Genomic DNA, 23,620 nt, shown 5'->3' with positions numbered 1-23,620 from the left:
GCTATCGAGCCGGTTGCCGCCCGTGGCCCGCAGCCCTCATTCCATCGGTCGTTGTTCTGGCGCAAGCAATAACTGTCATGCACGCGGCGGTTATTTCCTACCCGCGCGCAGCCGCGGCAGGGCCAGCATGGTGTCTGCACCACCCCCAGGAGTTCGCAGATGAATGCACCAGCCGCCGGCCCCGTTGCTGCGCCAGCGCCAGCACCCGTGCGCATCGGCACCGCCAGCTGGAGCTTGCCGCGCGAGAGCCAGCACCGCTTTCCCGCTGCGGACCCGGCGGAGTCGCACCTCATGCGCTACGCCCGGCAATTGACGGCCGTGGAAATCAACTCTTCGTTCTACCGGCCCCACCAGCGCAGCACCTACGAGCGCTGGGCTGCGGCCACACCACCCACGTTCCAGTTCAGCGTGAAGCTGCCGCGCAGCATCACGCACGACGCGCGGCTGATGGACACCGAGGCACTGCAGCAAACGTTTCTGGAACAGGCCCGCGGCCTGGGCGAGCGCCTGGCCTGCCTGCTGGTGCAATTGCCGCCCAGCCTCACATTCGACGCGCCGGTGGCCGAGGCGTTCTTTCGCAGCCTGCGGCGGCTGGACAGCGAGATCGGCATCGCCGTGGAACCGCGCCACGCCAGCTGGTTCACCGCCGAAGGCGACGCACTGCTGGCCCACTGGCAGGCCGCACGCGTACTGGCCGACCCGGTGCTGCACGGTGCGGGCACGATGCCGGGCGGCTGGCACGGGCTGGTGTACTGCCGGCTGCATGGCTCGCCACGCACTTATTACTCCGCCTACGAGCCCGCGCTGATCGGAGCGCTGGCCCGGCGCATCCAGGCCGCCACGCACGAAGCGCGCAGTGTGTGGTGCATCTTCGACAACACGGCCAGCGGCGCTGCGACCGGCAACGCGCTGGACCTGCAGCAGCACCCTGCGCTGCGGGGCTGAGGGCGCCCGGGCCTCCCTACAGCCCCAGGCCCATCGCCCATCGCCCTCCGCGGGTCAGCGCGCCGCCCCCGGCGCCGGTGCCGGCGTGCCGAACAGCCCCGCCGCGTTGTCCCACGCCACCTTGCGCGCCACGTCGGCAGGCAAGCCGCCCAGCCAGGTGCGGTAGCCCGCCATCAGGCTTTCGTAGTGCTGCCAGCGCTGGTTGACCCAGGTGTCCGAGCCGATCACGAAGCGCGTGGGGTACTTGAGCAGCAGCGTGCGCCAGGCAGGGCACAGCTGGTTGTCGTCGCACACCAGGCCCGGGCGGTACGACAGCTCGCCCACCAGGCCGGGGTAGCGCGCGAACAGCGCGTCCACGCGGTCCACCGGCGCGCCGCCGATGCCGGTGTGCGCCCAGATGAGGCGCAGCTTGCGGCCCTTGGAGGGTGTGTTGGCCATCAGCAAATCGATGGCCACGTCGTCCACGTGGGCCAGCACCACCAGGTCGCGCTCCTCGGACAGCGCCATGAGCTTCTTGGCGACCGGTCCGTCCGCGTTGGCGCTGTCGTACAGGTGGAACTCGCCGATGCCGCGGTAGGGCCCGGCGGGCGTGCCGCGCGCCAACTCGGTCTGCACCATGGTGTAGATGCTTTCGTCGGCAAACCAGCCGGTGTAGTCCGCCCGGTTGCGGTACAGCCGCACGAACGGCACCACGGCCACGCCCGCCTCGCGCGTTTGCGGCAGGCCCGCCAGCGTGAGCGAGCCGGTGTTGGGCCGCGAGTTGGCAACGATGGCGCGCACGCCGCTTTTGTGCATGCGCCCCAGCACATCGGCGGGCGGGTGCGGGCCGGTCTTGCCGTCCCACGCCTCCTCGTTGTAGTGCAGGTGGGCGTCGAACAGCGGGCCGCCGTAGTCGGCGGCATGGGCCTGGAATCCTAACGCTATCAAACCGATAGCTGCCAGCGCTTTACAGGCAAGCGGTAGCGGCCAAAAATGCTTCAAAACCTGGATACGCGTCGTATTCGCCATGCCAACCTCCAAACATTGAGCAGTCATCGCGACACCCGGCGCCCGCGGAGGGCGCGGCCGGGCGAGTGACGACAAGCAAGGGCCGCCCCGCAGCGAGGGCGTCGTCCCCCGGGGGGGAAGGCGCCGCAGGCGACTCAGGGGGGTCAAGCCATCAGATGCTTGTCGAAGAACGCCAGCGTGCGGTCGCGCGCCAGCATGGCAGAGGCCTCGTCGTAGCTGCCGCGCTGGTCGCAGTTGAAGCCGTGGTCGGCCTCGTACAAATGCACCTCGACCTCGGGGTGGGCACGGGCAAACGCCTGCACGCTGTCCACCGGGATGTAGTGGTCGCGCTGGCCAAAATGCGCCAGCACCGGCACCTTCGGCACGCGGGCCGCTTCGTCGGCCGATGTCATGCCGCCGCCGTAGTACGGCACGGCGGCCGACAGGCCGGTCAGCGTGCAGGCCGCGCGCCAGGTCAGCAGGCCGCCCCAGCAAAAGCCGACGATACCGACCTTGCGCCCGCTCTGCGCGGCGGCGTAGTCGATGGCGGCCTGGATGTCGGGCATCACGCCCGGGGCGGGCAGCGCCTCGACCGCCGCCTTGAGGCCCATGCCGGCCTGCATGTCGTCGCCGGTGTAGCCCAGTTCGACATCTGGCTGCACACGGTGGAAGGTGGCCGGGGCCACCGCCAGGTAGCCGCGCGCGGCAAAGCGGTCGGCCACGGCGCGGATGTGCGAATTCACGCCGAAGATTTCCTGCAGCACCACCACGGCACCGCACGGCGCGACATCGGGCTGCGCGACCCAGGCGGGCACCACGACCCCATCGCTGGACGTGAGATTGACGAATTGACCCATGGTATGGACTCCTTGTAGCGTTGATTGGCGGGATAAGGCGCACGGACGGAGGCTGACAACGGCGCCAGGGCTGCGGCACGGCGACCACAGCCTGCCAGCCCTTCTGCAAGCACCCCGTGTGCCTGGCGAAAGCGACATTCTGGACGGAGCGCGGTCCTCTGTTCAAATGCGGGCCATTTTCTTCAGGAGGCCCCGCCGTGAACGACACCCACCAAGTAGCACTCATCACCGGAGGCTCGCGGGGCATCGGCGCGGCCACCGCGCGCTTGGCGGCCCGCCAGGGCTGGGCCGTGGCCGTCAACTACACCCGCGATGCGCAGGCCGCCCAGACCGTGGTCGCGTCCATCGCCGCCGCGGGCGGCACCGCCATCGCCGTGCAGGCCGACGTGGCCGACGAAGCGCAGGTGCTGGCGATGTTCCGCACGGTCGATGAACAACTGGGGCGCCTGTCGGCGCTGGTGAACAACGCCGGCGTGGTGGACGTGCCGTCCCGCGTGGAGGCGATGAGCGTGGCGCGCTGGAGGCGCATGTTCGACATCAACGTGATCGGAAGCTTCATCTGCGCGCGCGAGGCCGTGCTGCGCATGGGTACGAAGCACGGCGGCGCGGGCGGCAGCATCGTCAACGTGTCGAGCGCCGCATCGCGCCTGGGCGCGGCCGGCCAGTACGTGGACTACGCCGCAGCCAAGGGCGCCATCGACAGCATGACCCTGGGCCTGGCGCGCGAGGTGGCCGCCGACGGCATCCGCGTGAATGCCGTGCGCCCCGGCCTGATCGAGACCGACATCCACGCCAGCGGCGGCCTGCCCGACCGGGTGCGCGACCTGTCGCACCAGGTGCCCATGCAGCGCGGCGGCACCGCCGACGAGGTGGCCGAGGCCATCGTGTGGCTGATGTCGCCGGGGGCCAGCTACACCACGGCCACGCTGATGGATGTGTCGGGCGGGCGCTGACCGCTGCCTGGGCCCGGCGCGGGTCCGCTGCAGCGCAGCATGCGCGCGGGGCAAATCCGCACGAAAACACCGCATACTCGCGCACAGCCGGGGGTCCGCAACGCCGTTGTGCCGCCCGCGCCGCCCCCCGACGAACCGCCCTGCCCTTTTCCTTTGCCCTTCGGAGCGCCCTGATGGACCTCAAGCCCCTCATCACCCTGCTGGCCATCGTGAACCCGCTGGCCATCGTCCCGTTCTTCATCCACTACACGCAGGGGTTTTCATACCCGCAGCGGCGGCGCACCATCCAGGTGGCCAGCTTCAGCGTGTTCTGCGTGATCGCCGCCTGCGCGCTGCTGGGCCTGCAGATCCTCGATTTCTTCAACATCTCGCTGCAGAGCTTTCAGGTGGGCGGCGGCATGCTGCTGCTCATCAGCGCGATGAACATGCTCAATGCCCAGCCGGCCGAGGCCAAGCCCAGCACCAACGAGTATGAAGAAGGGGCCGAGAAGGCCGCGGCGGGCAGCTCCATCGCCGTGGTGCCGCTCACCATCCCACTGCTGACCGGCCCGGCCAGCATGTCCACGGTGGTGATCTACGCCGACCGCGCCCAGGGCATCTGGCAAACCCTGGCACTGGTGGGCTACGGCGTCGTCATCGCCCTGGCCACCGCGGTGTGCTTCGCGCTGGCCGACCCCATCGCCCGCGTGCTGGGCAAGACCGGCATCAACGTGATGACCCGGCTCATGGGGCTGATCCTGGCCGCGCTGGCGGTGGAAGTGATGGCCGACGGTCTGGGCAAGATCTTTCCGGTGTTGATCGCCCGCTGAGCCATGTCCGCCCGCCTGCTGCTGCTCGAAGACGACCCCGCCATCGCCCGCACCGTCGCCTATGCCCTGGAGCGCGACGGCCTGGCCGTGACGCACAGCCTGCTGGTGGACGATGCCCGCCGCCAGATCCGCGCGGCGCACTTCGACCTGCTGGTGCTGGACGTGGGCCTGCCCGACGGCAGCGGGCTCGACCTGCTGCGCGAGCTGCGCCATGCAGAGCGAACATCCACCCTGCCCGTGCTGATGCTCAGTGCGCACGGCGAAGAGATCGACCGCGTGCTGGGCCTGGAGCTGGGTGCGGACGACTACCTAGCCAAGCCCTTCAGCCCGCGCGAGTTGGCGGCCCGCGTGAAGGCGCTGCTGCGCCGCGCGGGTGCCCGCACCGGCGCTGGTGGTGTAGCCGGTGCAGCCGCCCCGCCACCAGCCCCGGGCAGCGCCCGCAGCCTCTTTCACGACGACGAGGCCGGCCAGCGCATCAGCCTGCGTGGCCAGCCGCTGCCGCTCACCCGGCGCGAGTACCGCCTGCTGGCCCACCTGTTGCGCGGCGCAGGCCGCATCCATTCGCGCGAGGCCCTGCTGGCCGCCGCCTGGGGCGACGACAGCGACAGCACCGACCGCACGGTGGACACGCACATCAAGACCCTGCGCGCCAAGCTGCGCGACGTGGACGCGGCGAAGGAGTACATCAGCACGCACCGGGGCATGGGGTATTGCCTGGATGTATGAAGCCGATGTCTGAAGCCCCCCTGAGTCGCTGCGCGCCTTCGCCCGGAGGGGGACGCCACCCGTGGCCCGGCGGAGCCGGTTCCACGGTGGCGCTGGCTTGCGCCTCGCCTGTTTCGGCGCGTGTGCGCGTGGCGGGGGGCTAGCTATGCGCCTGGGGATTCGGCTGCTGTTCGCGTTCTTTTTGATCAACGGCATCGCCGCGTTCTTCGTGCTGCGCGTGTTCATGGCCGAGATCAAGCCGAGCGTGCGCGAGGTGATGGAGGACATGATGGTGGACACGGCCAACATCCTCGCGGAACTGGCCAGTGAAGACCTGGCGGCCGGGCGGCTGGCGGACGGTAGCGGGCAGGCCAGCCCGTTTGCGCAGAACGTGCGCCGTTACGCGAGCCGGCCGGTGGATGCGGCGATCTGGGGGTTTGCCAAGCAGTCGCTGGACTACCGCATCTACGTGACCGACCGGCAGGGGCGCGTGCTGTTTGACTCGGAGAACCGGGCTGTGGGCGCGGACTATTCGCAGTGGCGCGATGTGTCGCGCACGCTGCGCGGCGAGTACGGTGCGCGCTCCACGCGCGATGTGGAAACCGATGACACCACGGGCGTGATGCATGTGGCAGCACCGATCTACGTGAAGGGCGAGATCGCCGGGGTGCTCACGGTGGCCAAGCCCACGCGCACCGTGCAGCGCTTCATCGACCGCGCGGAGCGCAAGGTGTTCATGGGCGGTCTGCTGCTGCTCGCGCTGTCGGCCGCCGTGGGCGTGGCGGTGACGCTGTGGATGGTGTGGAACGTGCGCCGCCTGCGCGACTATGCATTGAGCGTGCAGGGACCCGCCGACGGCGAGCACCACGACGCAGATGCGCCGCCCACCGCCGCCCTGGCCGTGCCGCAGGTGCCCGGTGAACTGGGCGACCTGGCCCGTGCGATGGACCGCATGCGCGCCCGGCTGGAGGGGCGCGACTACATCGAGGGCTACGTGCGCGCCCTGACGCACGAGCTCAAGAGCCCCGTGGCCGCCATCCGCGGCGCGGGCGAGCTGCTGCAGGACGAGCTGCCCGCCGCCGACCGGGCCGAATTTGCCACCCAGGTGGTGCAGCAAAGCGAGCGCCTGCAGCGCATCATCGACCGGCTGCTGGAGCTGTCCAAGCTGGAGCAGCGCCACCACGCCGAAGGCCGCGCCCCCGTGGCGCTGCAGGCCTGCGCCGAAGCCGCCATCGGCCAGACCCGCGGCCGCGCGGCGCAGCGCGGCATCACCCTGGCCCTCGCAGGCACAGGCGGCAGCGGCCCGTGGGAGGCCGAGCTGGTCACCCTGGCGCTGACCAACCTGCTGGACAACGCCATCGATTTCGCGCCCGAGGGCAGCACGGTGCAGGTGGCGCTGCAGGGCAGCACCGTGGCCGTGCAGGACACGGGCCCCGGCGTGCCCGACTACGCGCTGCCGCGCCTGGGCGAGCGATTCTTCACCACGGCACGGCCCGGCGGCGAGCGCAGCGGCTCGGGCCTGGGCCTGGCCATCGTGCGGCGCGTGATGGCGCTGCATGGCGGGCAGATGGTGGTGGGCAACACGGCGCCGGGCTTGCGGGTGGCGCTGGAGTTTGCGCCCCGCGCACCGCACGGCCTGGGCTAGGGCGCGGCTGCAGCGCCTGCCCTGAGGTGTGCCACCGCGCCCACCACCAGCAGCGCCAGCGCCACCCCATCGACCTGCGCCACCCTGGCCAGCGCCGCGTTGGTGGTGCCCGTCGACCACCACAGCCACAGAAACGACGCCACGCTCACCAGGCCCGCGACCAGCGCGGCGCGGTGCAGCGGCGGGTGCAAGGCCGCATAGCCCAGCAGCGCGGCCAGCAGGCCGAAGAGCACCGCACGGTGCCGCAGCAGCAGTTCCAGGCCCGGGTCCTGCACCGGCACGCCGTACAGCTGCAACAGCTTGCCGGCCCCCAGCACCCCGGCCAGCGGCAGGGCATGGACCACGGCCACCAGCACGAGAACCCCCGAGACGATCCAGCGCATGCGCTCACCTTTCTTGATGGACGGAAAGCCTGTTTGTAGCCCTGCACGCGCCGGCCGTCGATGACCTCGCAGGTAACGGGCGCCGCGCCGCCGCACTGGTCAGCCTGCGACCCGCGACCCGCGACCTGCGGAGTGCGTGGCGCTCGTCACTTCACACCCGCTTCACAAACTTCATCGACACCTCACGCCCGCGGCCAACACTGCCTGCACATCACTTGCGGAGGACTCCTTGAAACACCCACTCTTTACCAAACTGGCAGCGCTGGCGGCCATCACCGTGCTGCTGCTGTTTGGCCTTTCCATGATCGAAGACGTGGTGCGCGACCGCCAGCGCTACCGCAGCCTGACCGCGCAGAGCGTGGCCGAAAGCCTGGCCGGGCCGCAGACGCTGATGGGTCCCATGATCCACAGCGCCTGCGTGGAGAGCTGGGACGTGGAGACCGGCAAGGGCGACGAGCGCCGCGTGGTCGAGCAGCGCCGCGAGTTCCTGCTGACCGCCATGCCCGAGCAGCTCAAGCTGCGTTCGGGCGCCGCCATGGAAGAGCGGGCGCGCGGCCTGCACAAGGTGAACACCTTCAACCTGAAGGCGCACCTCACTGCGCAATGGGGCTCGCTGGCCGGCCTGCAACCGCAGACCACCCAGAAGAACTCGCGCATGCACTGCGGCGCGCCGATCATCATGATGGCCGTCGGCGATGCCCGCGGCATCCGCACGGCGCAGCTCACGCTGGGCGAACAGACGCTGGCGCTCAAGCCCGGCACCTTCCACCCCACCTACAGCCGCGGGCTGCATGCGGTGCTGCCCGAGACGGTGCGCGGCCAGGCCCCGGGCCTGTCGGTCAGCATGGACCTGGAACTGGTGGGCACCGAGCGCATCGCCATCGTCCCGCTGGGAGGCAACACCGAGGTGCAGATGACCAGCAGCTGGCCGCACCCCTCCTTCGGCGGGCGATTTTTGCCGTCGGAGCGCGAGGTCCGAAAGGATGGCTTCTCGGCCCAGTGGCGCCTGTCGTCGCTGGCCACCACAGCGCAGGCGGACATCGAAAAAGGCAGTCGCATCTGCATCGGCGGCTACGACGACAGCCCGGGCGACTATGCCCCCGGCGGCGCCACGCCGCGCGACTGCGCCGACAGCTTCAACGTGGCGTTCGTCGACCCGGTGAACCCCTACTCGCTGAGCGACCGCGCCACCAAATACGGCGTGCTGTTCATTGCGCTGACCTTCGTGGCCGTGGGCCTGTTCGAGCTGATGAAGAAGCTGCGCGTGCACCCGGTGCAGTACCTGCTGGTGGGCAGCGCGCTGTGCAGCTTCTTCCTGCTGCTGGTGAGCCTGTCGGAGCATCTGCCGTTTGGCGTGTCGTATGCGGCGGCCGCCAGCGCCTGCGTGCTGCTGCTCGCCTACTACGCCAGCCACATGCTGGGCGGCCTGGCGCGCGGGATTCCGCTGGGCGCGGGCATTGCGCTGCTGTACGGGCTGCTCTACGCGCTGCTGCAGCTGGAGCAGACCGCTCTGGCCGTGGGCGCGATCGCGCTGTTCCTGGTGCTGGCGGCGGTGATGGTGCTCACGCGCAAGGTCAACTGGTACGGCCTGTCGCAAGGCACGCCGCCCCAGCGCCCGGCGCCAGCGGCGGCTCGCCCCGCGCCTGTCCGCCCGGAGGCTCCATGAACGCCGCACCTGCAACCCCCACGCCGGCCGCCAACGCCTGGGCGCGGCATCTGGCCGGCACGGCCTGCCACGAGCCCGGCGAGCACGGCGAGCACGGCGAGCACGGCGAGCACGGCGAGCACGGCGCACGGGGCGTGCGCGAAGGCTTGCCGCAGGACACGGTGGCGCAGCCGGGCACCGCGTTGTCGATGGCAGAGGCGCAGCGCGTGCAGCGCTACCGCGACCGGCTCATGGCCGCCGTGCGGTCGCAGGACCGCAGCGCGCTGCGCAGCGCCAAGCAGGAGGTTCTGCAAGCCGCGTTTCGCGGGGCCGCCGACACCCACCGGGCCAGTGCCGGGTCCCCCGCGATGCGCCGGGCGCTGCGCGACCTGTGCTGGCGGATGGCGATCCTGATGCTGCCGCGCCAGCGCGAGGGATGAGGCGTGCCACACCGTCCCCAAGGCCTTCTACCGCGCTCTGCAACAGCGCTATCAGCTATGAAAAACATAGCAAATTGCAACGCGCGGCGTCAGGCCACGACCGTGCGGTTGCGCCCCTCGCGCTTGGCGGTGTACATCGCTGCGTCCACGTGGCGCAGCGTGATGTCCAGCGGGCGCTGCGGATCGAACGGCGACAGCCCCATGCTGGCCGTCAGCACCAGGGAGGGCTCGATGCCCGGCACAGGCCGGGCCGCCAGCGCAGCGTGCAGGCGCTGGGCCACGGCCTGGGCCTGCTCCACCTGCGTGGCCGGCAGCAGCGCCAGAAACTCCTCGCCGCCCCAGCGGCTCACCACGTCGGCAGCGCGGAAGACTTCGCGGCACAGCGTGGCCACGTGCTGCAGTGCCATGTCGCCGGCATGGTGGCCATGCACATCGTTCACGCGCTTGAAGTGGTCCACATCCAGCATCAGCAGGCAGGCGGGCTCGCCACCCCGCTGCAGCAGGGCCAGCTCCTGGCGCAGCCGGTCGGTGAACGAGCGGCGGTTGGCCAGCCCGGTGAGCACGTCGGTGTGGGCGAGCACGGCCATCTGGCGGCGGGCTTCTTCCAGCTCCACCAGCATGTGGCCCTGGCGCTCGTTGGCGCGCTTGAGCTCCAGCAGCCGGATCACCTGGCGCGCGATGGCCAGCAGCAGCTCCTGCAGTCGCGGCGCCAGCAGGCGGGGCACGTAGTCCAGCACACACACCGTGCCCAGCACATAGCCGTCGGCGGTGACCAGGGGCGCGCCCGCATAGAACCGCATGGGGGGCTCCTGCGTCACGATGTCGAAGTGCGCGAAGCGCGCATCCTGCGCCAGGTCGGGCACGACGAACACGCCGGTCTGGCGTGCGGCGTAGCGGCAGATGGACTGGTCCAGCGGTGTCTCGCGCACTTCCAGGCCCACCGCGGCCTTGAACCACTGGCGCTCGCGGTCCAGGAAGCTCACCAGCGCGACCGGGGCGGCGCAGACATGGCCCGCCATGTCGGCCAGCTCATCGTAGGCCGGCTCCATGGGCGTATCCAGGATGGCGTAGCGCTGCAGGGCCAGCAGACGCTGCACGTCGTCGATGAGGGGGTCCGGGAAGGCGAGGGTGTCCATGGCAGGGGGCGGTGGCACAACACCCCGCCAGCATGCCATACGCCGCCGGCGCGACCCAGCGCAAGAACCCGCGGGGCGGCCTGGGTGCGCACCTTCATGGATGACGCCGTCGCTACCGTGGCCGCCACGCAGCACAGCACCGCACAGCGCTGCCAAGCCCCACGTCGCCGCAGGTGTCAGGCCAACGCGGCCTGCACCGACTGCACTGCGCCCAGGCTGGAGGCGTCCGAACAGGTGGCGCCGCCACAGCCGTGGATGAGTTCACCTGGCAAGGCCTGCGGTGCATGGACCACGCCCGTGGCAGGGTCGAGCCCCACCCGGCGCAGGTGCAGGGCCAGCGCCGCGTCCATGCTCTGGGCATGCTGCGGGAACCACAATGCCAGCTCGCTCGCCATCACGCGCAGCACCTTCTCGTCGCCCTGCCGCGCGAGCGCTGCGCCTTCGCGCATCACCTGCAGCACCACGCGGTGCTGCATGCTGTGGCAGTTGCCCGAGGCAAACCGTGTCGATGCCATCCAGGCGTCTTCCTGGCCAAAGTGCTGCTCGGTGTGCTCCACGAGCCGCTCCCAGGCAGGGAGCAACTGCGCATCGTCGGCGTGGTCGACCACGGCCAGCAGGTCGACGAATTCCCGGTGCGTGTCGTCCATCAGGTCGAGGTCCAGGACGAGCGCGTCCGACCATTCGAGTTGAGCCATGGAGTGTTCCCTTGCTGCGCCGCGCGCACTGTGTGAAAGACAAGGGAACGAGCTTAGTTTCACGGGGCCCGCCGCATGTTGATGCAGGTCAGATGCAACGCAGCGACCCCATGCGCTGCGCCCAAGACATATGCCCCGCGGAGGCGGGGCATTTGTCTTGGGCAACCATCAGGCCATGGGCGCAATGGTCACAGGATCAGCAGCGCAGGGCTGCGTGATCAGGCTGCATGATCAGCTCTTGCCGTACATGCGCTTCATGTCGTCCACGCACTTGGACTTGGCGTCGCCCGACAGCGCATCGCAGCGCTCCTTGGCAGCCTTGTAGTTGGCTTCGTTCTTCTCGGCGTTGGCGTCCTTCTTGGCTTCGGCCACGGCTGCGCCCTTTTCAGCTGCGCTGTCGGCAGGCTTGGCCTGGGTTTCGGCAACCTTGGCGTCTTCCTTGGCCTTCACGTGGGCTGCCTTGGCATCCTTCACGCACACATCCTTCTCGTTGCCCTTCAGGTCATCGCACTTTTCCTTGGCGACGTTGTAGGCAGCGTCACCGCGTGCTTCAGCCACTTTGCGGGTGGCCTTGGGGCTGGGCTTGTGCTGCGCGTCGAGCTCAGCCTTGGCAACGTCTTCCGCGCCCTTGGCTTCCTTCACGCAGATGTCCTTGGCGTTGGCCTTCAGCGTGTCGCATTGGGCCTTGGCGGCCTTGTAGTCGGCAGAGATGCGTTCCTTGCCGGTCTTGTATTCGGCATCTGTCAGCGCGAAGGCGGAAGTGGCCAGCAGGCCAGCGGCGACAGAGGCAATCAGGGTACGTGCGAATTTCATGGGTTTTTCTCCTCGATCAGCGTTGCTGTGATTTGGTATGGGTCAGGGGAATCAGGGTCGGCAGAGCCGGTGCTTCAGTCGTTGAAGCGGAAATCGGGGTGGCGCGACTGCCAGTCCTTGAGCTGCTTTTCAGCCTCGTCGCGGGCGATGCCCTGGCGCTCTTGGACCTTGCCCAGGAACTGTTCGCGCTTGCCATCGATGACATCGAAATCGTCGTTGGTGAGCTTGCCCCACTGCTCAACCATCTTTCCCTTGAATTGCTTCCAGTTGCCCTTGATGGTGTCTTCGTTCATGGTCTTCCTCCTAGAGGGTTGATTCGCCGTGGCCTTCCGCCGATATGGCGGTTCACGGTGCCTTGCAGCGATGGAGTCACTGTAAAAACATGGCGCTCCGCGGCGCGTAGGCATTGGGGGGAAGCCGGCGTCGGCTGGTGGACTACAGCCATGCCGGACAAGGGGCCACGCAGCACGATGGGCGTGTGGGACTCGACGCTGGGACCTAGTCGAAACCGGAGCCCCTGTGGAAACAGTTTCATTTGGTGACTGTTTGTAGTCACTGATAACGATTTAGCGCTGGAGGCTCCCAGTTGCAAATCCATACACTTGGCTACAGGGCCGTGGCATCCTCAGCAGACGTGCAGCATTTCACCGATTCAGGCGTGCTGCGTGTGCTCCATGGGAAGGTGCTTCGCGAAAAACAACCAGCACAACACCATGACACAGATGAAAGAAGCGCCTCACGCCGCAGCGGACGCCGAGGTTGCACGGGAATCCCACAGCGCTGCCATAGCCGCACCCGCCCCACGCCCGGCCGCGCCCCTGCCCCGGGACGCCACACTCGCCGCACTGATGGCCAGCGTCGCACTGGCGGCCTGCGGCGGCGGTGGCGATGCCGCCAACGAGAACGCGGCCCCCCCGGCCACGCCCGCGCCCGGCGCCCCCCCGGCACCTGCGCCCACCGGTCCCGCGCCAGCACCCGCTCCCACACCCGCGCCCGGCTCTGCGCCTGCGCCCACACCGGCGCCCACGCCATCGTCGCCCCCACCGCCCGCGCCGGCCACCTCGGCCTACCCCACGGCACGCACCGACCAGGAGGCCGCGCGCTTTCTGCTGCAGGCGCAGTTCTCCGCCTCCACCACCGACATCGCCAGCCTGCGGGCCAGCAGCTACGACGCGTGGGTCAACGACCAGTTCGGCCAGCCCGTGGGCACCAAGGGCTGGGACTGGCTGAACCAGCGCGGCTACAACGCGGTGGACAACGCCACCGCGTACTACGACAACACCTACCCCGGCGACGCGATGATCTGGCAGCAGCTCATGACATCGACCGACGGCCTGCGCAAGCGGGTCGCGCTCGCGCTGTCGGAGATCTGCGTGGTGTCGCTCTCGGGCCTGGACTTCAACTGGCGCAGCCACGCCATGGCCCACTACTGGGACCAGCTCGTGGCCAATGCGTTCGGCAACTTCCGCCAGTTGCTCGAAGACGTGACGCTGAACCCCGCCATGGGCTACTACCTCAACACCCGTGGCAACCAGAAGGAAAACGCGGCCTCGGGACGCCAGCCCGACGAGAACTACGCCCGCGAAATCCTGCAGTTGATGTCCATCGGCCTCGTGGAGCTGAACCAGGACGGCACCGCCAAGCGCAACGGCTCGGGCCAGGTGGTCGAGAGCTACACGCAAAGCGACGTCACCAACCTGGCGCGCGTGTTCACCGGCTACGACTACAACCAGTCGCAAAACAGCCCGGTCACCGTGCCCGGCACCACGCGCACCGTGCCCAGCACGGATTTCACGCGGCTGCCCATGTCGCTCAATGCGTCGCTGCATTCCACGCTGGCGGCCACCTTCCTGGGCACCACGGTGGCCGCCGGTACGCCCGGCGCCGCGGCGCTCAAGACGGCGCTCGACACCATCTTCAACCACCCCAACGTCGGGCCGTTCATCGGCAAGCAGCTGATCCAGCGGCTGGTCACCAGCAACCCCTCGCCCGGCTATGTGAGCCGCGTGTCGGCCGCCTTCAACAACAACGGCGCTGGCGTGCGGGGCGACATGCGCGCGGTCATCAAGGCCGTGCTGCTGGACAACGATGCGCGCAGCCCCGCGGGCCTTGCCGACCCCATGTTCGGACGGCTGCGCGAACCCATGCTGCGCTTCGTGCAATGGGGCCGTACCTTCGGCATCTCGTCGCAGTACGGCAGCTGGAAGATCGGCGACCTGAGCTCGGCCGGCACGCGCCTGGCGCAAAGCCCGCTGCGCTCACCCTCGGTGTTCAACTTCTTTCGGCCCGGCTACGTGCCCCCCTCCACCGCGCTGGCCACGGCCGGTGCCGTCGCGCCCGAGTTCCAGCTGGTCAACGAGAGCAGCGTGGGCGGCTACCTCAACTACATGCAGGGCGTGATCCGCAACGGCATCTTCGTCAATGCGCCAGACCTGCCCAACGGCGGCAGCAACGCCACCAACGGCTACGACATCAAGGCGGCCTACACCACCGAGCTGGCCATGGTGGCCGATGCCGATGCGCTGGTCGCGCGGGTCAACCTGCTGATGACGGGCGGCCAGCTGTCCGCCGGCACCGTGAAGCTGATTGCGGACGCCCTCAAGGCCACGGCGGTGACCGCGGCCAGCACGGACAACGCCAAGCGCGACCGCGTGGCCGCCGCGATTTTCCTCGTCATGGCCTCGGCCGAATACCTGATCCAGAAGTAAGGCGCGCCGCCATGCAATTCATCCAGCCCGAACTCCATTCCCGCCGCGCCTTCCTGCGCCGCTCGGCCCAGCTGGGCATCGCGGGCACCGCGCTGCCGTTTGCGCTCAACCTCGCCGCGGTCGGCGAGGCCGCGGCCTTCACCGCCACCGACTACAAGGCGCTGGTCTGCGTCTTCCTGTACGGCGGCAACGACTACGCCAACACCGTCATCACCTACGACGACGACAGCTACAACAAATACAGCACCATCCGCGGCGGCGCAGGCGGGCAGGCGGCGGGCGGCATCGCCCTGGCCAAGTCCGCGCTCACCCCCACGCTGCTCGCGCCCACCACGCCGCTGGCCGGTGGGCGGCAGTACGCGCTGCACCCCGCGATGACGGGCCTGACCAACCTGTTCAACACCGGCAAGGCCGCCGTGCAGCTGAACGTGGGGCCGCTGGTGGTGCCGCTCACACGCGCGCAGTACAACAACAGCAATCGCGCGCTGTACCCGCTGCCGCCCAAGCTGTTCTCGCACAACGACCAGCAATCGGTGTGGCAGTCGTCCTCGCCCGAAGGCTCCACCGTGGGCTGGGGCGGCAACCTGGGTGACCTGGCGCTGTCGTCCAACGGCACCTCGTTGTTCACCTGCATCTCCGTCACCGGCAATGCGGTGTTCCTGTCGGGCGACTCGGCGCTGCAATACCAGGTCAGCACGGGCGGCGCCATTCCGATCAATGGCGTGAAGAACAACGTGTATGGCTCCACCGCCGTGCGCTCGGCGCTGACCTCGCTGATCCAGCAGAACAGCGGCCAGGCGCTGGAGAACGAATACAACCGCATCACAGCCCGGGCCGTGGGGGCCGAAGCCACCATCACCTCCGGACTGGCCGGGGTCAACCTGACCACCGCGTTCCCCACCAACAACCCGCTCGCAGACCAGCTCAAGATGGTGGCCCGCCTGATCGGCGCGCGCACCGCGCTGGGCAGCAAACGGCAGGTGTTCATGGTGTCGCTGGGAGGCTTCGACCTGCACGACAACCTGATATCGCAGCAGCCCGTGCTGATGCAGCGCGTGAGCGAAGCCATGACCGCGTTCTACAACGCCACGGCAGAGCTGGGCCTGGCCGACAAGGTGACCGCGTTCACCGCGTCGGACTTCGGCCGCACGCTCAGCTCCAACGGCGACGGATCGGACCACGGCTGGGGCAGCCACCACCTGATGGTCGGCGGTGCGGTCAAGGGCAAGGCCTTCTACGGCAAGGCGCCGCCGGTCAGCATCACCAACACGACAGACGCCAACGACCAGTGGCACGTGGGCCAGGGCCGCCTGCTGCCCAGCACCTCGGTCGACCAGTACGCGGCCACGCTGGCCAGCTGGTTCGGCGTGAGCAATACCGAGCTGCCGGGCGTGCTGCCCAACCTCAGCCACTTTGGCGGGGCGGACTACCCGACGAATCTGGGATTCATGGTGTGAAGATTGGTGGGCCTGACTGCGCTGCTACCGCGATCGATGCGGCTCCATTGTGCAAACAACTTTGAAATCGCTTTCTCTTGCGCTGCTCATACACGCTGCCCCCGTGCTTGCGGCCGACCCCGCTCACGCCATCCGTTTTGATGAGTACAAGGTAGCTGTTGCGACCAAAAAGAAATCAGCAGGCTTGAAGGCCACTGCCGCTGAAGCCAGCCCATACGCCTCTCAGCTTCAATCTGCAGCAAGGCAACCCATCAATTTTGCGGGGCACTATGTCCTGGCTACGTGGGGCTGCGGCTCCGGTTGTGTGATGGGCGGTGCAATCGACACCATGACCGGGCACGTGGTGATGCTGCCGTTCAGTGTGTCCAATTGGCCCCTCCAGGTCGAGGAGCCCCTCGCTTTTCGGAAAGGCAGTGCTCTTCTCATTGTTCAAGGGAGCAGGAATGAGCAAGGATCTGGCACCCACTATTACCAGTTTGATGGTTCTAAATTCAATTTATTGAAGACCGTTAACCATTAACGTTATCTAGCTTCGCGCAGCGCTTCCGCTACATCAGCGGGCTGCGGCCATCAACGCGCCAACGATGGGTTGCAGCTCCGAACTTGAACAATTCGGCCGACAAGCTGCGCCAAGGTCGTGCTGCCATGCTCAGGGCCAAGAAGAGCAACCGCAATGCTGAGCGCTAATAATGGCCGGATGACACCTTCATCCTCTTCGCCTCCGTCGCTCCGCCCCCGTATCGTCATAATCGGCTGCGGCTTCGGCGGCCTGGAAGCCGCCCGCGCGCTGCGCGGTGCCGCGGTGGATGTGACCCTGATCGACAAGACCAACCACCACCTTTTCCAGCCCCTGCTGTACCAGGTGGCCACCGCCGGGCTGTCGGCGCCGGCCATTGCGGCGCCCATCCGACATCTGTTTCGGCAGCAGCCCAATGTCACCACCTTGCTCGGCGAAGTCACGCGCATCGATGTGGCGGCGCGCGCGGTGCACCTGAAGGAAGGCGGGCACCCGTCGGAGCCTTTGCACTACGACCACCTCATCGTGGCGGCCGGGGCCACGCACAGCTACTTTGGCCAGGACGCGTGGGCCACGCATGCGCCGGGGCTCAAGACGCTGGACGATGCCTTCGAGATCCGCCGCCGTATCCTGCTGGCGTTCGAAGCCGCCGAGAAGGAGCCCAACCCCGCGCGCCGCGCCGACTGGCTCAACTTCGTGGTGGTGGGCGCCGGGCCCACCGGTGTGGAAATGGCGGGCACGCTGGCCGAGATCGCCAACCACACGCTGCCCGGCGAGTTTCGCCATATCGACCCGGCCAGCGCCAAGATCATCCTGCTCGAAGGCGGCGCGCGGGTGCTGCAGGCCATGCCCGAGGCGCTGAGCCAACGCGCGAAGGAGCAACTGGAGAAGCTGGGCGTAGAGGTGCGGCTGCAGGCCCGTGTCACGGCCATTGATGCTGAAGGTTTGATGGTGGAATCGCCTGCTACCGCTGGCTCAGCAGGCGCCAACAGCTATCAAATCAAGAGCAAATGCATTGTTTGGGCTGCGGGGGTGGCGGCCTCGCCGCTGGGCCGGCACCTGGCCGAAGCCACCGGCTGCACCACCGACCGCGCAGGCCGCGTGGTCGTGGCGCCCGACCTGTCGCTGCCCGGCCACCCGGAGATCAGCGTGATCGGCGACCTGGCCTCGGCCCAAAGCCATGCGCCCGGGCACGAGCCGAAGCCCGTGCCCGGCGTGTCGCCGGGTGCCAAGCAGATGGGCCGCGCCGCGGCGGCCAACATCCTGCGGCGGCTCGGTGGCCAGCCCACGCAGCCGTTTCGCTACAGCGACTACGGCAACCTGGCGACCATCGGCCGCAACTCGGCGGTGGTGGACCTCACCTCGCCCGCGGGGCCGGTGCGGTTTTCGGGCTACTTCGCGTGGCTGTTCTGGCTGTTTGCGCACGTGTACTTTTTGATCGGCTTTCGCAACCGGCTGGTCGTGCTGATGGACTGGGCCTGGGCGTACTGGAGCTTCGCGCGCTATGCGCGGGTGGTGACGGGGATCGAGGGGCAACCGTCCGTGGCCGCAGCGCCGGTATCCAAAACCCCCGACAAGGCCCAACCGTAGGGCACGGACGCCGCAGTACCGCAGCGGGGCGGCGTCTTCCCGCCCCGCCTGCACGCCGGCGTTCCCAGAACCTGGTTCAGCCGCGCGCCCCGGCAGCGCCCTGCGGGCCCCGCAGGTGTGCGATCAGGTCCTCCAGCCGGAGCTTGCTGGCCATCTTGTGCCGCAGGGTCTTGAGCTCTGCCATCACGGTCTGCAGCTCACCGGGCGTGGGTTGCAGGGGCCGCAGGCACTGCGCGAGCACCGGCACCACCTCGCGCCGCATGAACCGCCCGCCCGCCAGCACCATCTGCACGATCACAAGCAGCACGCCCAGCGCCATGAACACCAGCACCGCCAGGTCGGACGAGTCCGGGGACACCTTGTGCACGAGGGCGGGCCCGGCGATCATCAAGCCCAGCGCGACCAGCGCGGAGATACCGACCTCCTTGTCGAAATGGGTGGAGGCAAAACGCTTTTCGACCTTGGGCGACAGCAGCAAAAACGGGCTGCGGATCAGCGCCTTGCGGTCATCGGCATGCAGGGCGCGCGGGTCTTCGCGCAGCTGCCGCTCCAGGTCCAGCCGCTCCTTCCAGGCCTGCTCCAGGTTCGGGAAGGTCTGCCGCGCCAGCTCGGGCAAAGACGCTGGTTGGGACGCCACCGCCGCGTAGTGGGTGGGCTCGGCGTTGAACGCGGTGCCGCACCGCGCACAGGTGCGCTCGTAGCCCACCAGTTCGCCCTGGCTCACGGTGATGTAGTACACGTGCCCCGCCGAGCCCAGGCGCCGCAGCACGAAGGGCCGCGGCTTGCGGCAGATAGGGCAGAAATCGGCCACATGGCCGAGTTTTCGATAGACGAGCTTCTTCCCCCAGACGATGAACATGGGAACCCCTCTCGGTGTGTTGTGTGATTTTTGGGAAACGGGAAGCCGCATGGTACGCACTGCGGCTGCCAATGCACCGGGGGATGCGCCTGGGAATGCGTCCCTGTTTCCATCACGCAACGCAGTGCCGTGCTCGCCCGCCTGGAATCCTCTCGAACGAAAGACGGTGTACACGCAGACCACCATGGCCCGCACAGCAGGGTGGCCCCGCGGGGCCGCGCCTCACGGCGGCGGCATCAGGGCCGCGCGTCGGCCACCTGCTCCAGCCATTGGGACAGTTCCTGCGCCACCTGCGTCGAAGCGTCCGACAGCGCGGCCACGCCGCCTGCGGCGTCGGCGCTGCGCGCGGGGGTGCGCACGATGAACACGCGCTGGCCACGCAGCACCTCGCCCGCCAAGGCGAGGTCCACCACCGTGGCGCGCAGGCGGACCACGCCGGCGCTGTCGGTGGCGCTGGTGAACACGTGGCTGAACTCCTCCAGCTCCACACGCAGCACCGACGGCAGGCGGCTGCCCTGGGCCGGGTCGCGCGCCTGGGCGGCGGCGTCGTCGGCCTTGAGGATGGCGCGGCGCTGGCCCAGTTGCTCGCGCAGGCGCTGCTGCACCAGCTGAGCGGGCGGCTGGCTCCAGCGGGCCTGGCTGTAGGGGCGCAGCTGCTGGGTGTCGGCGTACATCAGGCGGTACAGCACGGCGTTGCTGCCTTCGGGCAGGCCGGGCGCGTCCACGTCGGCCAGGGCCAGTGGCGGCAGCGGCGCGCGCCGGTCGGTGGGCACCGGGGCCAGCGCGCCGGGGCCGAAGTCGTACAGCACGGGCCGTGCGGGCGGCGTGGGCAGGGCCGAGCAGCCAGCCAGCAGGATCAGGCCCAGAACGGCGCTCGCGCCGGACAGATAAGCGCGGCCAGCTATGCTTTTGATAGTCTTCATTTGCATTCCTCAGAGATCCATTTCGGCGGCATCGCCACACGCTTCACGACCGGCGCTGCCGGGATACCAGCGCACCCGCGGAACCGGCTTGCCCGGGCCACCGGGTGCGCCCCCCTCGGGGGGAAGGCGCCGCAGACGAGACTCAGGGGGGGCTGAACCCCGCTTCACCCGGGCCGGGCGGGACGCGTCCCGAGCCGTAGATGAACAGTTGCGGGTTGTCCGACACGCCGCCCGCGGTGCGGCTCAGTTGCCGTGCGGCGCGCGAGGTGTCGTCGGCCGCGCGGTTCAGGCGTGGCAGCGTGGTGGTGCTGAACTGGTCGGCCGCGCGCGCCAGCGATTGCGTGCCGATGGTGATCTGGTCGATGGGCCCGCCGTCGGCGCCCAGGCGCTCGGTGGTCTTGCTCACGTCGGCCGCCAGCGACGACACGCTGGCGCCGGCCTGCTGCAGCGACTGCAGGGTCTTGCGCGCGTCGTTGGCCAGGGGCGGGATCGACGCCAGGGCGGGGTCCAGGCGCTGGGCCACGGTGGCATCGAGCCGCTGGGTCAGCGTGTTGACGCTGCCGGCGGCCAGCGCGATGTTGCCGATGGCCTCGGAGAGCTTTTGCTGGTTGCTGTCCGACAGGATCTGGTTCACGCGGCGCGTGGCTTCTTCGACCTGGCTCAGGATGGCGGGGGCTTGTTCGGCCAGCTTGCCGAACGGTGACGCCTTGATGGGCAGGCGCGGCAGGCCGCTCGGGCCCGGGGGCAGTTCGGGGTAGGGCTTTTCGGCGTCGTCCAGCAGGATGTGGGCGAGGCCCGTGACGCCCTGGTAGCCCAGCACGGCAAAGGTGGTGGGGCTGATGGGCGCCTGCTCGTTGACGGCGATGCGGATGAGCACGTTGCCGCTCACCTGCGGGTCGAACCCGATGCGGGTGACCTTGCCCACCGCCACGCCCTTGTAGCGCACGGCAGCCTGGGGCTGCAGGCCGCCCACGCCGTCCTTGGTGGACAGCTCGAATTGCTCGTAGTTGGCGCTGTCGCGCGTGAGCCAGATGGCCAGGCCCGCCAGCATGGCGGCCACCACCAGCACGAAGACGCCTGCGGCAAGCGCGTGGGATTTGTTTTCCATCAGGTGTGTTCCTTGTCTGGCTGGGGTGCGGCCGGCTGCGCGGGGCCCTGCGCCAATGCAGGTGAAGGTGCGGGTTCAGTGAGGGGGGCGGATGCGGATTCGGGTGCGGGGGCCTGCACCGGCGCCATGGCGCGCTGGCCGCGTTCGCCCATGAAGAACTGCTCGATGAACGGGTGCTTGAAATGCGCCACCTCGTGCGGTGGCCCGGTGACGATGACCTTCTTGTCGGCCAGCACGGCCACGCGGGTGCTGAGAGCGAACAGGGTGTCCAGGTCGTGCGTGACCATCACCACCGTGAGCCCCAGCGCCGCGCGCAGCTCGCGCAGCAGCGCGCAGAATTCGTCGGAGCTGTTCGGGTCGAGCCCCGCCGTGGGCTCGTCGAGCAGCAAGAGCGGCGGGTCCATGATGAGCGCACGCGCCAGCGCCACGCGCTTGACCATGCCGCCGGACAGATCGGACGGCATGCGGCTCGCGTGCTCGGGCTTGAGGCCCACCATCTGCAGCTTGACCAGCGCTGCGTCGCGCACCAGATCGTGGGGCAGCGTGCCCTGCTCGCGCAGCGCGAAGGCCACGTTGTCGAGCACGTTGAAGGCCGAGAACAGCGCGCCGTGCTGGAACAGCATGCCCACGCGGCTGGCCGCGCCCTCGCGCCCCATCTCCGACGCGGGCCGCCCCAGCACCGTCACCGTGCCGCGCGCCGGCTTGGCCAGGCCCAGTATCTGGCGCAGCAACACCGTCTTGCCCGTGCCCGAGCCGCCCACCAGCGACAGCATCTCGCCGCGCTGCACGCTGAAGTTCAGGTCCTGGTGCACGGTGAACGCTTCGGTGCCCTTGCCGAAAATGCTCCACAGCCCGCGCACGTCCACCACCGGCGGCTCGTCCGGCGCCACGGCGATGTGCTCGGGCTTGGCGATGCGTTCAGTCATGGCGCCACGCCCCAGATGCGTATGTACCGCCACCCAACGCAGCTACTGGCGCGCCCCCATGCCAGTGCCACCGTGGAACTGGCTTCGCCAGGCCACGGGTGGCGTCCCCTTGGAGGGGGGATGGAGCGAAACGACACAGGGGGGACTTCATATACCGATGTTCTTGAAACCGATGGCGAACAGGGCATCCACGATGATCACCATGGTGATCGACGTCACCACCGATGCCGTCGTGCCTTCGCCCAGGCTCTGGGTGTTGGGCTTGACGCGCAGGCCCCAGTGGCAGCCGATGAGCGCGATGAAGGCGCCGAAAACCACCGACTTGGCCATGGCCAGCCCCAGGTTGCCCACCTTGACGGCCGCCGGCAGCGCCTGCACGAAGTACGCGGGCGAAATGTCCATGGCCAGGTCGGCCGCCAGCATGCCTCCGGCCAGAGCGGCCAGCGTGGTCCACAGGCTGATGAGCGGCATGGCGATGGCCAGCGCGATGGTGCGCGGCATCACCAGCCGAAAGCCGTGCGGGATGCCCATCACGCGCATGGCGTCGAGTTCTTCGGTCACGCGCATCACGCCGATCTGCGCGGTGATGGCCGAGCCCGAGCGGCCCGCCACCAGGATGGCGGCCAGCATGGGCCCCAGCTCGCGGATCAGCGAGATGCCCAGGATGTTCACGATGAACGACTCGGCCCCGAACTGGCGCAGTTGCAGGCTCATGAGGTAGGCCAGCACCACGCCGATCAGAAAGCCCACCAGCGCCGTGATGGGCAGCGCGGTGGCCCCCATGCGGTACAGGTGGCCCGACACATCGCGCCAGGGCCCGCGGCGCGGGTTGCGCGCCAGGCGGCCCATGTCCAGCACCAGCTGGCCCACCATTTCGAGCATGTGGCGCGCGTGGTTCACGCCATGCAGCACCAGCACGCCCAGCCGGTCCACCTCTTCGGCCAGCCGCCACGGCTCGCGCGGCGGCTCGGTGCCGGTGGTGAGCTCCGCCACGCGCTCGAGCATGTCGCGCTGGGCGTCGGTGCAGTCCAGCCGCTCGGGCCAGGCCCGCTGCCAGTGGTTCCACACCAGCTGCGCGCCCACGTGGTCCAGCCATTGCAGCGGCGTCAGGTCCCAGCCCAGGTCAGGCGCGGCGGGGTTGGATTGCAGTTGCCCCGAGACGGCCGCCCACTGCCTGCGGGTGCCCAGCTCGGCAGCACCCCAGCGCCCGTGCAGTTGCGCACACGCGCCCTGGGGCGTGTCTGCGCGAACGATGCGGGGTGCTGGGTCGGTCATGGACTGGGCGGCGCGGCCGCCATGGGATGAGAGAGGCTGCATGGTAGCGGAGGCGCGCCACCGCAGCGCGTAGGATTTACGCCCGCCGAAGGCAGGGCTACAGGCCTTCCGCGCGTGAAATTAATATCAAACAGTCCCCTACCGCTGGACCTTAAAGCGCCACCAGCTATTAAAACAATAGCAATAGGCAGGACCCCTATCGACAGGGCATGTGCGATCCGCACAATGGCGCACCGACCCACCC

23 protein-coding genes are annotated in these 23,620 nt (G+C 68.9%); 11 read left to right on the top strand and 12 right to left on the bottom strand.

What is annotated here, in order from left to right; translation table 11 throughout:
- Positions 1 to 159: 159 nt before the first annotated feature.
- A complete protein-coding gene (locus tag ACSQ3D_RS15125) occupies positions 160 to 945 on the top strand; it encodes a DUF72 domain-containing protein (protein WP_436127449.1) in 786 nt (261 codons plus the stop codon).
- A gap of 54 nt (positions 946 to 999) precedes the next feature.
- Here the strand turns inward: ACSQ3D_RS15125 and ACSQ3D_RS15120 are convergent, their stop codons facing one another.
- Positions 1,000 to 1,878: an amidohydrolase gene (locus ACSQ3D_RS15120; RefSeq protein WP_436127456.1), complete on the bottom strand. Its 879-nt coding sequence runs from the start codon at positions 1,876 to 1,878 to the stop codon at positions 1,000 to 1,002.
- Positions 1,879 to 2,096: 218 nt separating this feature from the next.
- The gene (locus ACSQ3D_RS15115; protein WP_436127448.1) at positions 2,097 to 2,789 is read right to left on the bottom strand and encodes a dienelactone hydrolase family protein; all 693 of its coding nucleotides are present in this window, start codon (positions 2,787 to 2,789) and stop codon (positions 2,097 to 2,099) included.
- 197 nt (positions 2,790 to 2,986) lie between these two features.
- On the opposite strand from ACSQ3D_RS15115, the gene ACSQ3D_RS15110 reads away from it, so the two are divergent.
- The 4 genes from ACSQ3D_RS15110 (at position 2,987) to creC (ending at position 6,901) form a co-directional block, all read left to right on the top strand.
- Positions 2,987 to 3,742 carry an SDR family oxidoreductase gene (locus ACSQ3D_RS15110; protein ID WP_436127447.1) on the top strand — a complete coding sequence of 252 codons (756 nt, stop codon included), beginning with the start codon at positions 2,987 to 2,989 and terminating at the stop codon, positions 3,740 to 3,742.
- A gap of 173 nt (positions 3,743 to 3,915) precedes the next feature.
- Positions 3,916 to 4,551 (top strand): MarC family protein, encoded by a 636-nt coding sequence (locus ACSQ3D_RS15105; RefSeq protein WP_218387395.1) that lies wholly within the window; start codon positions 3,916 to 3,918, stop codon positions 4,549 to 4,551.
- A 3-nt stretch (positions 4,552 to 4,554) separates the two neighbouring features.
- Positions 4,555 to 5,277 (top strand): winged helix-turn-helix domain-containing protein, encoded by a 723-nt coding sequence (locus tag ACSQ3D_RS15100; protein WP_436127446.1) that lies wholly within the window; start codon positions 4,555 to 4,557, stop codon positions 5,275 to 5,277.
- 145 nt (positions 5,278 to 5,422) lie between these two features.
- On the top strand, positions 5,423 to 6,901 hold the full coding sequence (gene creC / locus ACSQ3D_RS15095; protein ID WP_436127445.1) for a two-component system sensor histidine kinase CreC: 1,479 nt from the start codon (positions 5,423 to 5,425) through the stop codon (positions 6,899 to 6,901).
- On the opposite strand, the gene ACSQ3D_RS15090 is transcribed toward creC, so the two are convergent.
- Positions 6,898 to 7,284 (bottom strand): phosphopantetheine adenylyltransferase, encoded by a 387-nt coding sequence (locus ACSQ3D_RS15090; protein ID WP_436127444.1) that lies wholly within the window; start codon positions 7,282 to 7,284, stop codon positions 6,898 to 6,900. The genes creC and ACSQ3D_RS15090 overlap by 4 nt on opposite strands.
- Before the next feature lie 229 nt (positions 7,285 to 7,513).
- Here ACSQ3D_RS15090 and creD point away from each other — a divergent pair, with 229 nt between their 5' ends.
- Positions 7,514 to 8,950 (top strand): cell envelope integrity protein CreD, encoded by a 1,437-nt coding sequence (creD, locus tag ACSQ3D_RS15085; RefSeq protein ID WP_436127443.1) that lies wholly within the window; start codon positions 7,514 to 7,516, stop codon positions 8,948 to 8,950.
- Positions 8,947 to 9,369 (top strand): hypothetical protein, encoded by a 423-nt coding sequence (locus tag ACSQ3D_RS15080; protein WP_436127442.1) that lies wholly within the window; start codon positions 8,947 to 8,949, stop codon positions 9,367 to 9,369. The genes creD and ACSQ3D_RS15080 overlap by 4 nt, the downstream gene beginning before the upstream one ends.
- Positions 9,370 to 9,458: 89 nt before the next feature.
- Here ACSQ3D_RS15080 and ACSQ3D_RS15075 read toward each other — a convergent pair whose 3' ends face one another.
- From ACSQ3D_RS15075 to ACSQ3D_RS15060, 4 genes are all read right to left on the bottom strand, one after another.
- Positions 9,459 to 10,505, bottom strand: a complete 1,047-nt coding sequence (locus ACSQ3D_RS15075; RefSeq protein ID WP_436127441.1) for a GGDEF domain-containing protein — start codon at positions 10,503 to 10,505, stop codon at positions 9,459 to 9,461.
- A gap of 176 nt (positions 10,506 to 10,681) precedes the next feature.
- Positions 10,682 to 11,200: a hemerythrin domain-containing protein gene (locus tag ACSQ3D_RS15070; protein ID WP_436127440.1), complete on the bottom strand. Its 519-nt coding sequence runs from the start codon at positions 11,198 to 11,200 to the stop codon at positions 10,682 to 10,684.
- Between the two features lie 231 nt (positions 11,201 to 11,431).
- Positions 11,432 to 12,013: a hypothetical protein gene (locus ACSQ3D_RS15065; RefSeq protein ID WP_056410125.1), complete on the bottom strand. Its 582-nt coding sequence runs from the start codon at positions 12,011 to 12,013 to the stop codon at positions 11,432 to 11,434.
- Positions 12,014 to 12,087: 74 nt separating this feature from the next.
- Positions 12,088 to 12,306: a CsbD family protein gene (locus tag ACSQ3D_RS15060; RefSeq protein ID WP_056410127.1), complete on the bottom strand. Its 219-nt coding sequence runs from the start codon at positions 12,304 to 12,306 to the stop codon at positions 12,088 to 12,090.
- Positions 12,307 to 12,726: 420 nt separating this feature from the next.
- Between ACSQ3D_RS15060 and ACSQ3D_RS15055 the strand changes: the two genes are divergently transcribed.
- The 4 genes from ACSQ3D_RS15055 (at position 12,727) to ACSQ3D_RS15040 (ending at position 18,285) form a co-directional block, all read left to right on the top strand.
- Positions 12,727 to 14,721: a DUF1800 domain-containing protein gene (locus tag ACSQ3D_RS15055; protein ID WP_436127439.1), complete on the top strand. Its 1,995-nt coding sequence runs from the start codon at positions 12,727 to 12,729 to the stop codon at positions 14,719 to 14,721.
- A gap of 11 nt (positions 14,722 to 14,732) precedes the next feature.
- Positions 14,733 to 16,178, top strand: coding sequence for a DUF1501 domain-containing protein (locus ACSQ3D_RS15050; protein WP_056410129.1), 1,446 nt, complete (start codon positions 14,733 to 14,735; stop codon positions 16,176 to 16,178).
- 61 nt (positions 16,179 to 16,239) lie between these two features.
- Positions 16,240 to 16,698, top strand: coding sequence for a hypothetical protein (locus ACSQ3D_RS15045; protein WP_436127438.1), 459 nt, complete (start codon positions 16,240 to 16,242; stop codon positions 16,696 to 16,698).
- A gap of 177 nt (positions 16,699 to 16,875) precedes the next feature.
- Positions 16,876 to 18,285 (top strand): NAD(P)/FAD-dependent oxidoreductase, encoded by a 1,410-nt coding sequence (locus ACSQ3D_RS15040; protein WP_436127437.1) that lies wholly within the window; start codon positions 16,876 to 16,878, stop codon positions 18,283 to 18,285.
- 76 nt (positions 18,286 to 18,361) lie between these two features.
- On the opposite strand, the gene ACSQ3D_RS15035 is transcribed toward ACSQ3D_RS15040, so the two are convergent.
- The 5 genes from ACSQ3D_RS15035 to ACSQ3D_RS15015 all read right to left on the bottom strand — a co-directional run bounded on the left by ACSQ3D_RS15035 (position 18,362) and on the right by ACSQ3D_RS15015 (position 23,376).
- Positions 18,362 to 19,144, bottom strand: coding sequence for a hypothetical protein (locus tag ACSQ3D_RS15035; protein WP_436127436.1), 783 nt, complete (start codon positions 19,142 to 19,144; stop codon positions 18,362 to 18,364).
- Positions 19,145 to 19,380: 236 nt separating this feature from the next.
- Entirely contained in the window at positions 19,381 to 20,067 is a 687-nt protein-coding gene (locus tag ACSQ3D_RS15030) for an ABC-type transport auxiliary lipoprotein family protein (protein WP_436127435.1), read from the bottom strand.
- Between the two features lie 142 nt (positions 20,068 to 20,209).
- Positions 20,210 to 21,175, bottom strand: a complete 966-nt coding sequence (locus ACSQ3D_RS15025) for an MlaD family protein (protein ID WP_436127434.1) — start codon at positions 21,173 to 21,175, stop codon at positions 20,210 to 20,212.
- Positions 21,175 to 22,101, bottom strand: coding sequence for an ATP-binding cassette domain-containing protein (locus ACSQ3D_RS15020; RefSeq protein ID WP_436127433.1), 927 nt, complete (start codon positions 22,099 to 22,101; stop codon positions 21,175 to 21,177). Before ACSQ3D_RS15020 ends, ACSQ3D_RS15025 begins: the two co-directional genes overlap by 1 nt.
- A 147-nt stretch (positions 22,102 to 22,248) precedes the next feature.
- Entirely contained in the window at positions 22,249 to 23,376 is a 1,128-nt protein-coding gene (locus tag ACSQ3D_RS15015; RefSeq protein WP_056410135.1) for an MlaE family ABC transporter permease, read from the bottom strand.
- Between the last annotated feature and the right edge of the window lie 244 nt (positions 23,377 to 23,620).

The organism is Acidovorax sp. LjRoot117, from assembly GCF_964252695.1.
Taxonomy (GTDB): Bacteria; Pseudomonadota; Gammaproteobacteria; order Burkholderiales; family Burkholderiaceae_C; genus Acidovorax.
This window is presented reverse-complemented; position numbering and strand designations above follow the sequence as displayed.

What these genes read in the sequence shown, in the direction of transcription:
- ACSQ3D_RS15125 (WP_436127449.1), top strand. Translation starts at nt 160, where the DNA reads ATGAATGCACCAGCCGCCGGCCCCGTTGCTGCGCCAGCGCCAGCACCC.
- ACSQ3D_RS15115 (WP_436127448.1), bottom strand. Translation starts at nt 2,789, where the DNA reads ATGGGTCAATTCGTCAATCTCACGTCCAGCGATGGGGTCGTGGTGCCC.
- ACSQ3D_RS15105 (WP_218387395.1), top strand. Translation starts at nt 3,916, where the DNA reads ATGGACCTCAAGCCCCTCATCACCCTGCTGGCCATCGTGAACCCGCTG.
- ACSQ3D_RS15100 (WP_436127446.1), top strand. Translation starts at nt 4,555, where the DNA reads ATGTCCGCCCGCCTGCTGCTGCTCGAAGACGACCCCGCCATCGCCCGC.
- creC (WP_436127445.1), top strand. Translation starts at nt 5,423, where the DNA reads ATGCGCCTGGGGATTCGGCTGCTGTTCGCGTTCTTTTTGATCAACGGC.
- ACSQ3D_RS15090 (WP_436127444.1), bottom strand. Translation starts at nt 7,284, where the DNA reads ATGCGCTGGATCGTCTCGGGGGTTCTCGTGCTGGTGGCCGTGGTCCAT.
- ACSQ3D_RS15080 (WP_436127442.1), top strand. Translation starts at nt 8,947, where the DNA reads ATGAACGCCGCACCTGCAACCCCCACGCCGGCCGCCAACGCCTGGGCG.
- ACSQ3D_RS15075 (WP_436127441.1), bottom strand. Translation starts at nt 10,505, where the DNA reads ATGGACACCCTCGCCTTCCCGGACCCCCTCATCGACGACGTGCAGCGT.
- ACSQ3D_RS15070 (WP_436127440.1), bottom strand. Translation starts at nt 11,200, where the DNA reads ATGGCTCAACTCGAATGGTCGGACGCGCTCGTCCTGGACCTCGACCTG.
- ACSQ3D_RS15065 (WP_056410125.1), bottom strand. Translation starts at nt 12,013, where the DNA reads ATGAAATTCGCACGTACCCTGATTGCCTCTGTCGCCGCTGGCCTGCTG.
- ACSQ3D_RS15060 (WP_056410127.1), bottom strand. Translation starts at nt 12,306, where the DNA reads ATGAACGAAGACACCATCAAGGGCAACTGGAAGCAATTCAAGGGAAAG.
- ACSQ3D_RS15055 (WP_436127439.1), top strand. Translation starts at nt 12,727, where the DNA reads ATGACACAGATGAAAGAAGCGCCTCACGCCGCAGCGGACGCCGAGGTT.
- ACSQ3D_RS15050 (WP_056410129.1), top strand. Translation starts at nt 14,733, where the DNA reads ATGCAATTCATCCAGCCCGAACTCCATTCCCGCCGCGCCTTCCTGCGC.
- ACSQ3D_RS15040 (WP_436127437.1), top strand. Translation starts at nt 16,876, where the DNA reads ATGACACCTTCATCCTCTTCGCCTCCGTCGCTCCGCCCCCGTATCGTC.
- ACSQ3D_RS15035 (WP_436127436.1), bottom strand. Translation starts at nt 19,144, where the DNA reads ATGTTCATCGTCTGGGGGAAGAAGCTCGTCTATCGAAAACTCGGCCAT.
- ACSQ3D_RS15030 (WP_436127435.1), bottom strand. Translation starts at nt 20,067, where the DNA reads ATGAAGACTATCAAAAGCATAGCTGGCCGCGCTTATCTGTCCGGCGCG.
- ACSQ3D_RS15025 (WP_436127434.1), bottom strand. Translation starts at nt 21,175, where the DNA reads ATGGAAAACAAATCCCACGCGCTTGCCGCAGGCGTCTTCGTGCTGGTG.
- ACSQ3D_RS15020 (WP_436127433.1), bottom strand. Translation starts at nt 22,101, where the DNA reads ATGACTGAACGCATCGCCAAGCCCGAGCACATCGCCGTGGCGCCGGAC.
- ACSQ3D_RS15015 (WP_056410135.1), bottom strand. Translation starts at nt 23,376, where the DNA reads ATGACCGACCCAGCACCCCGCATCGTTCGCGCAGACACGCCCCAGGGC.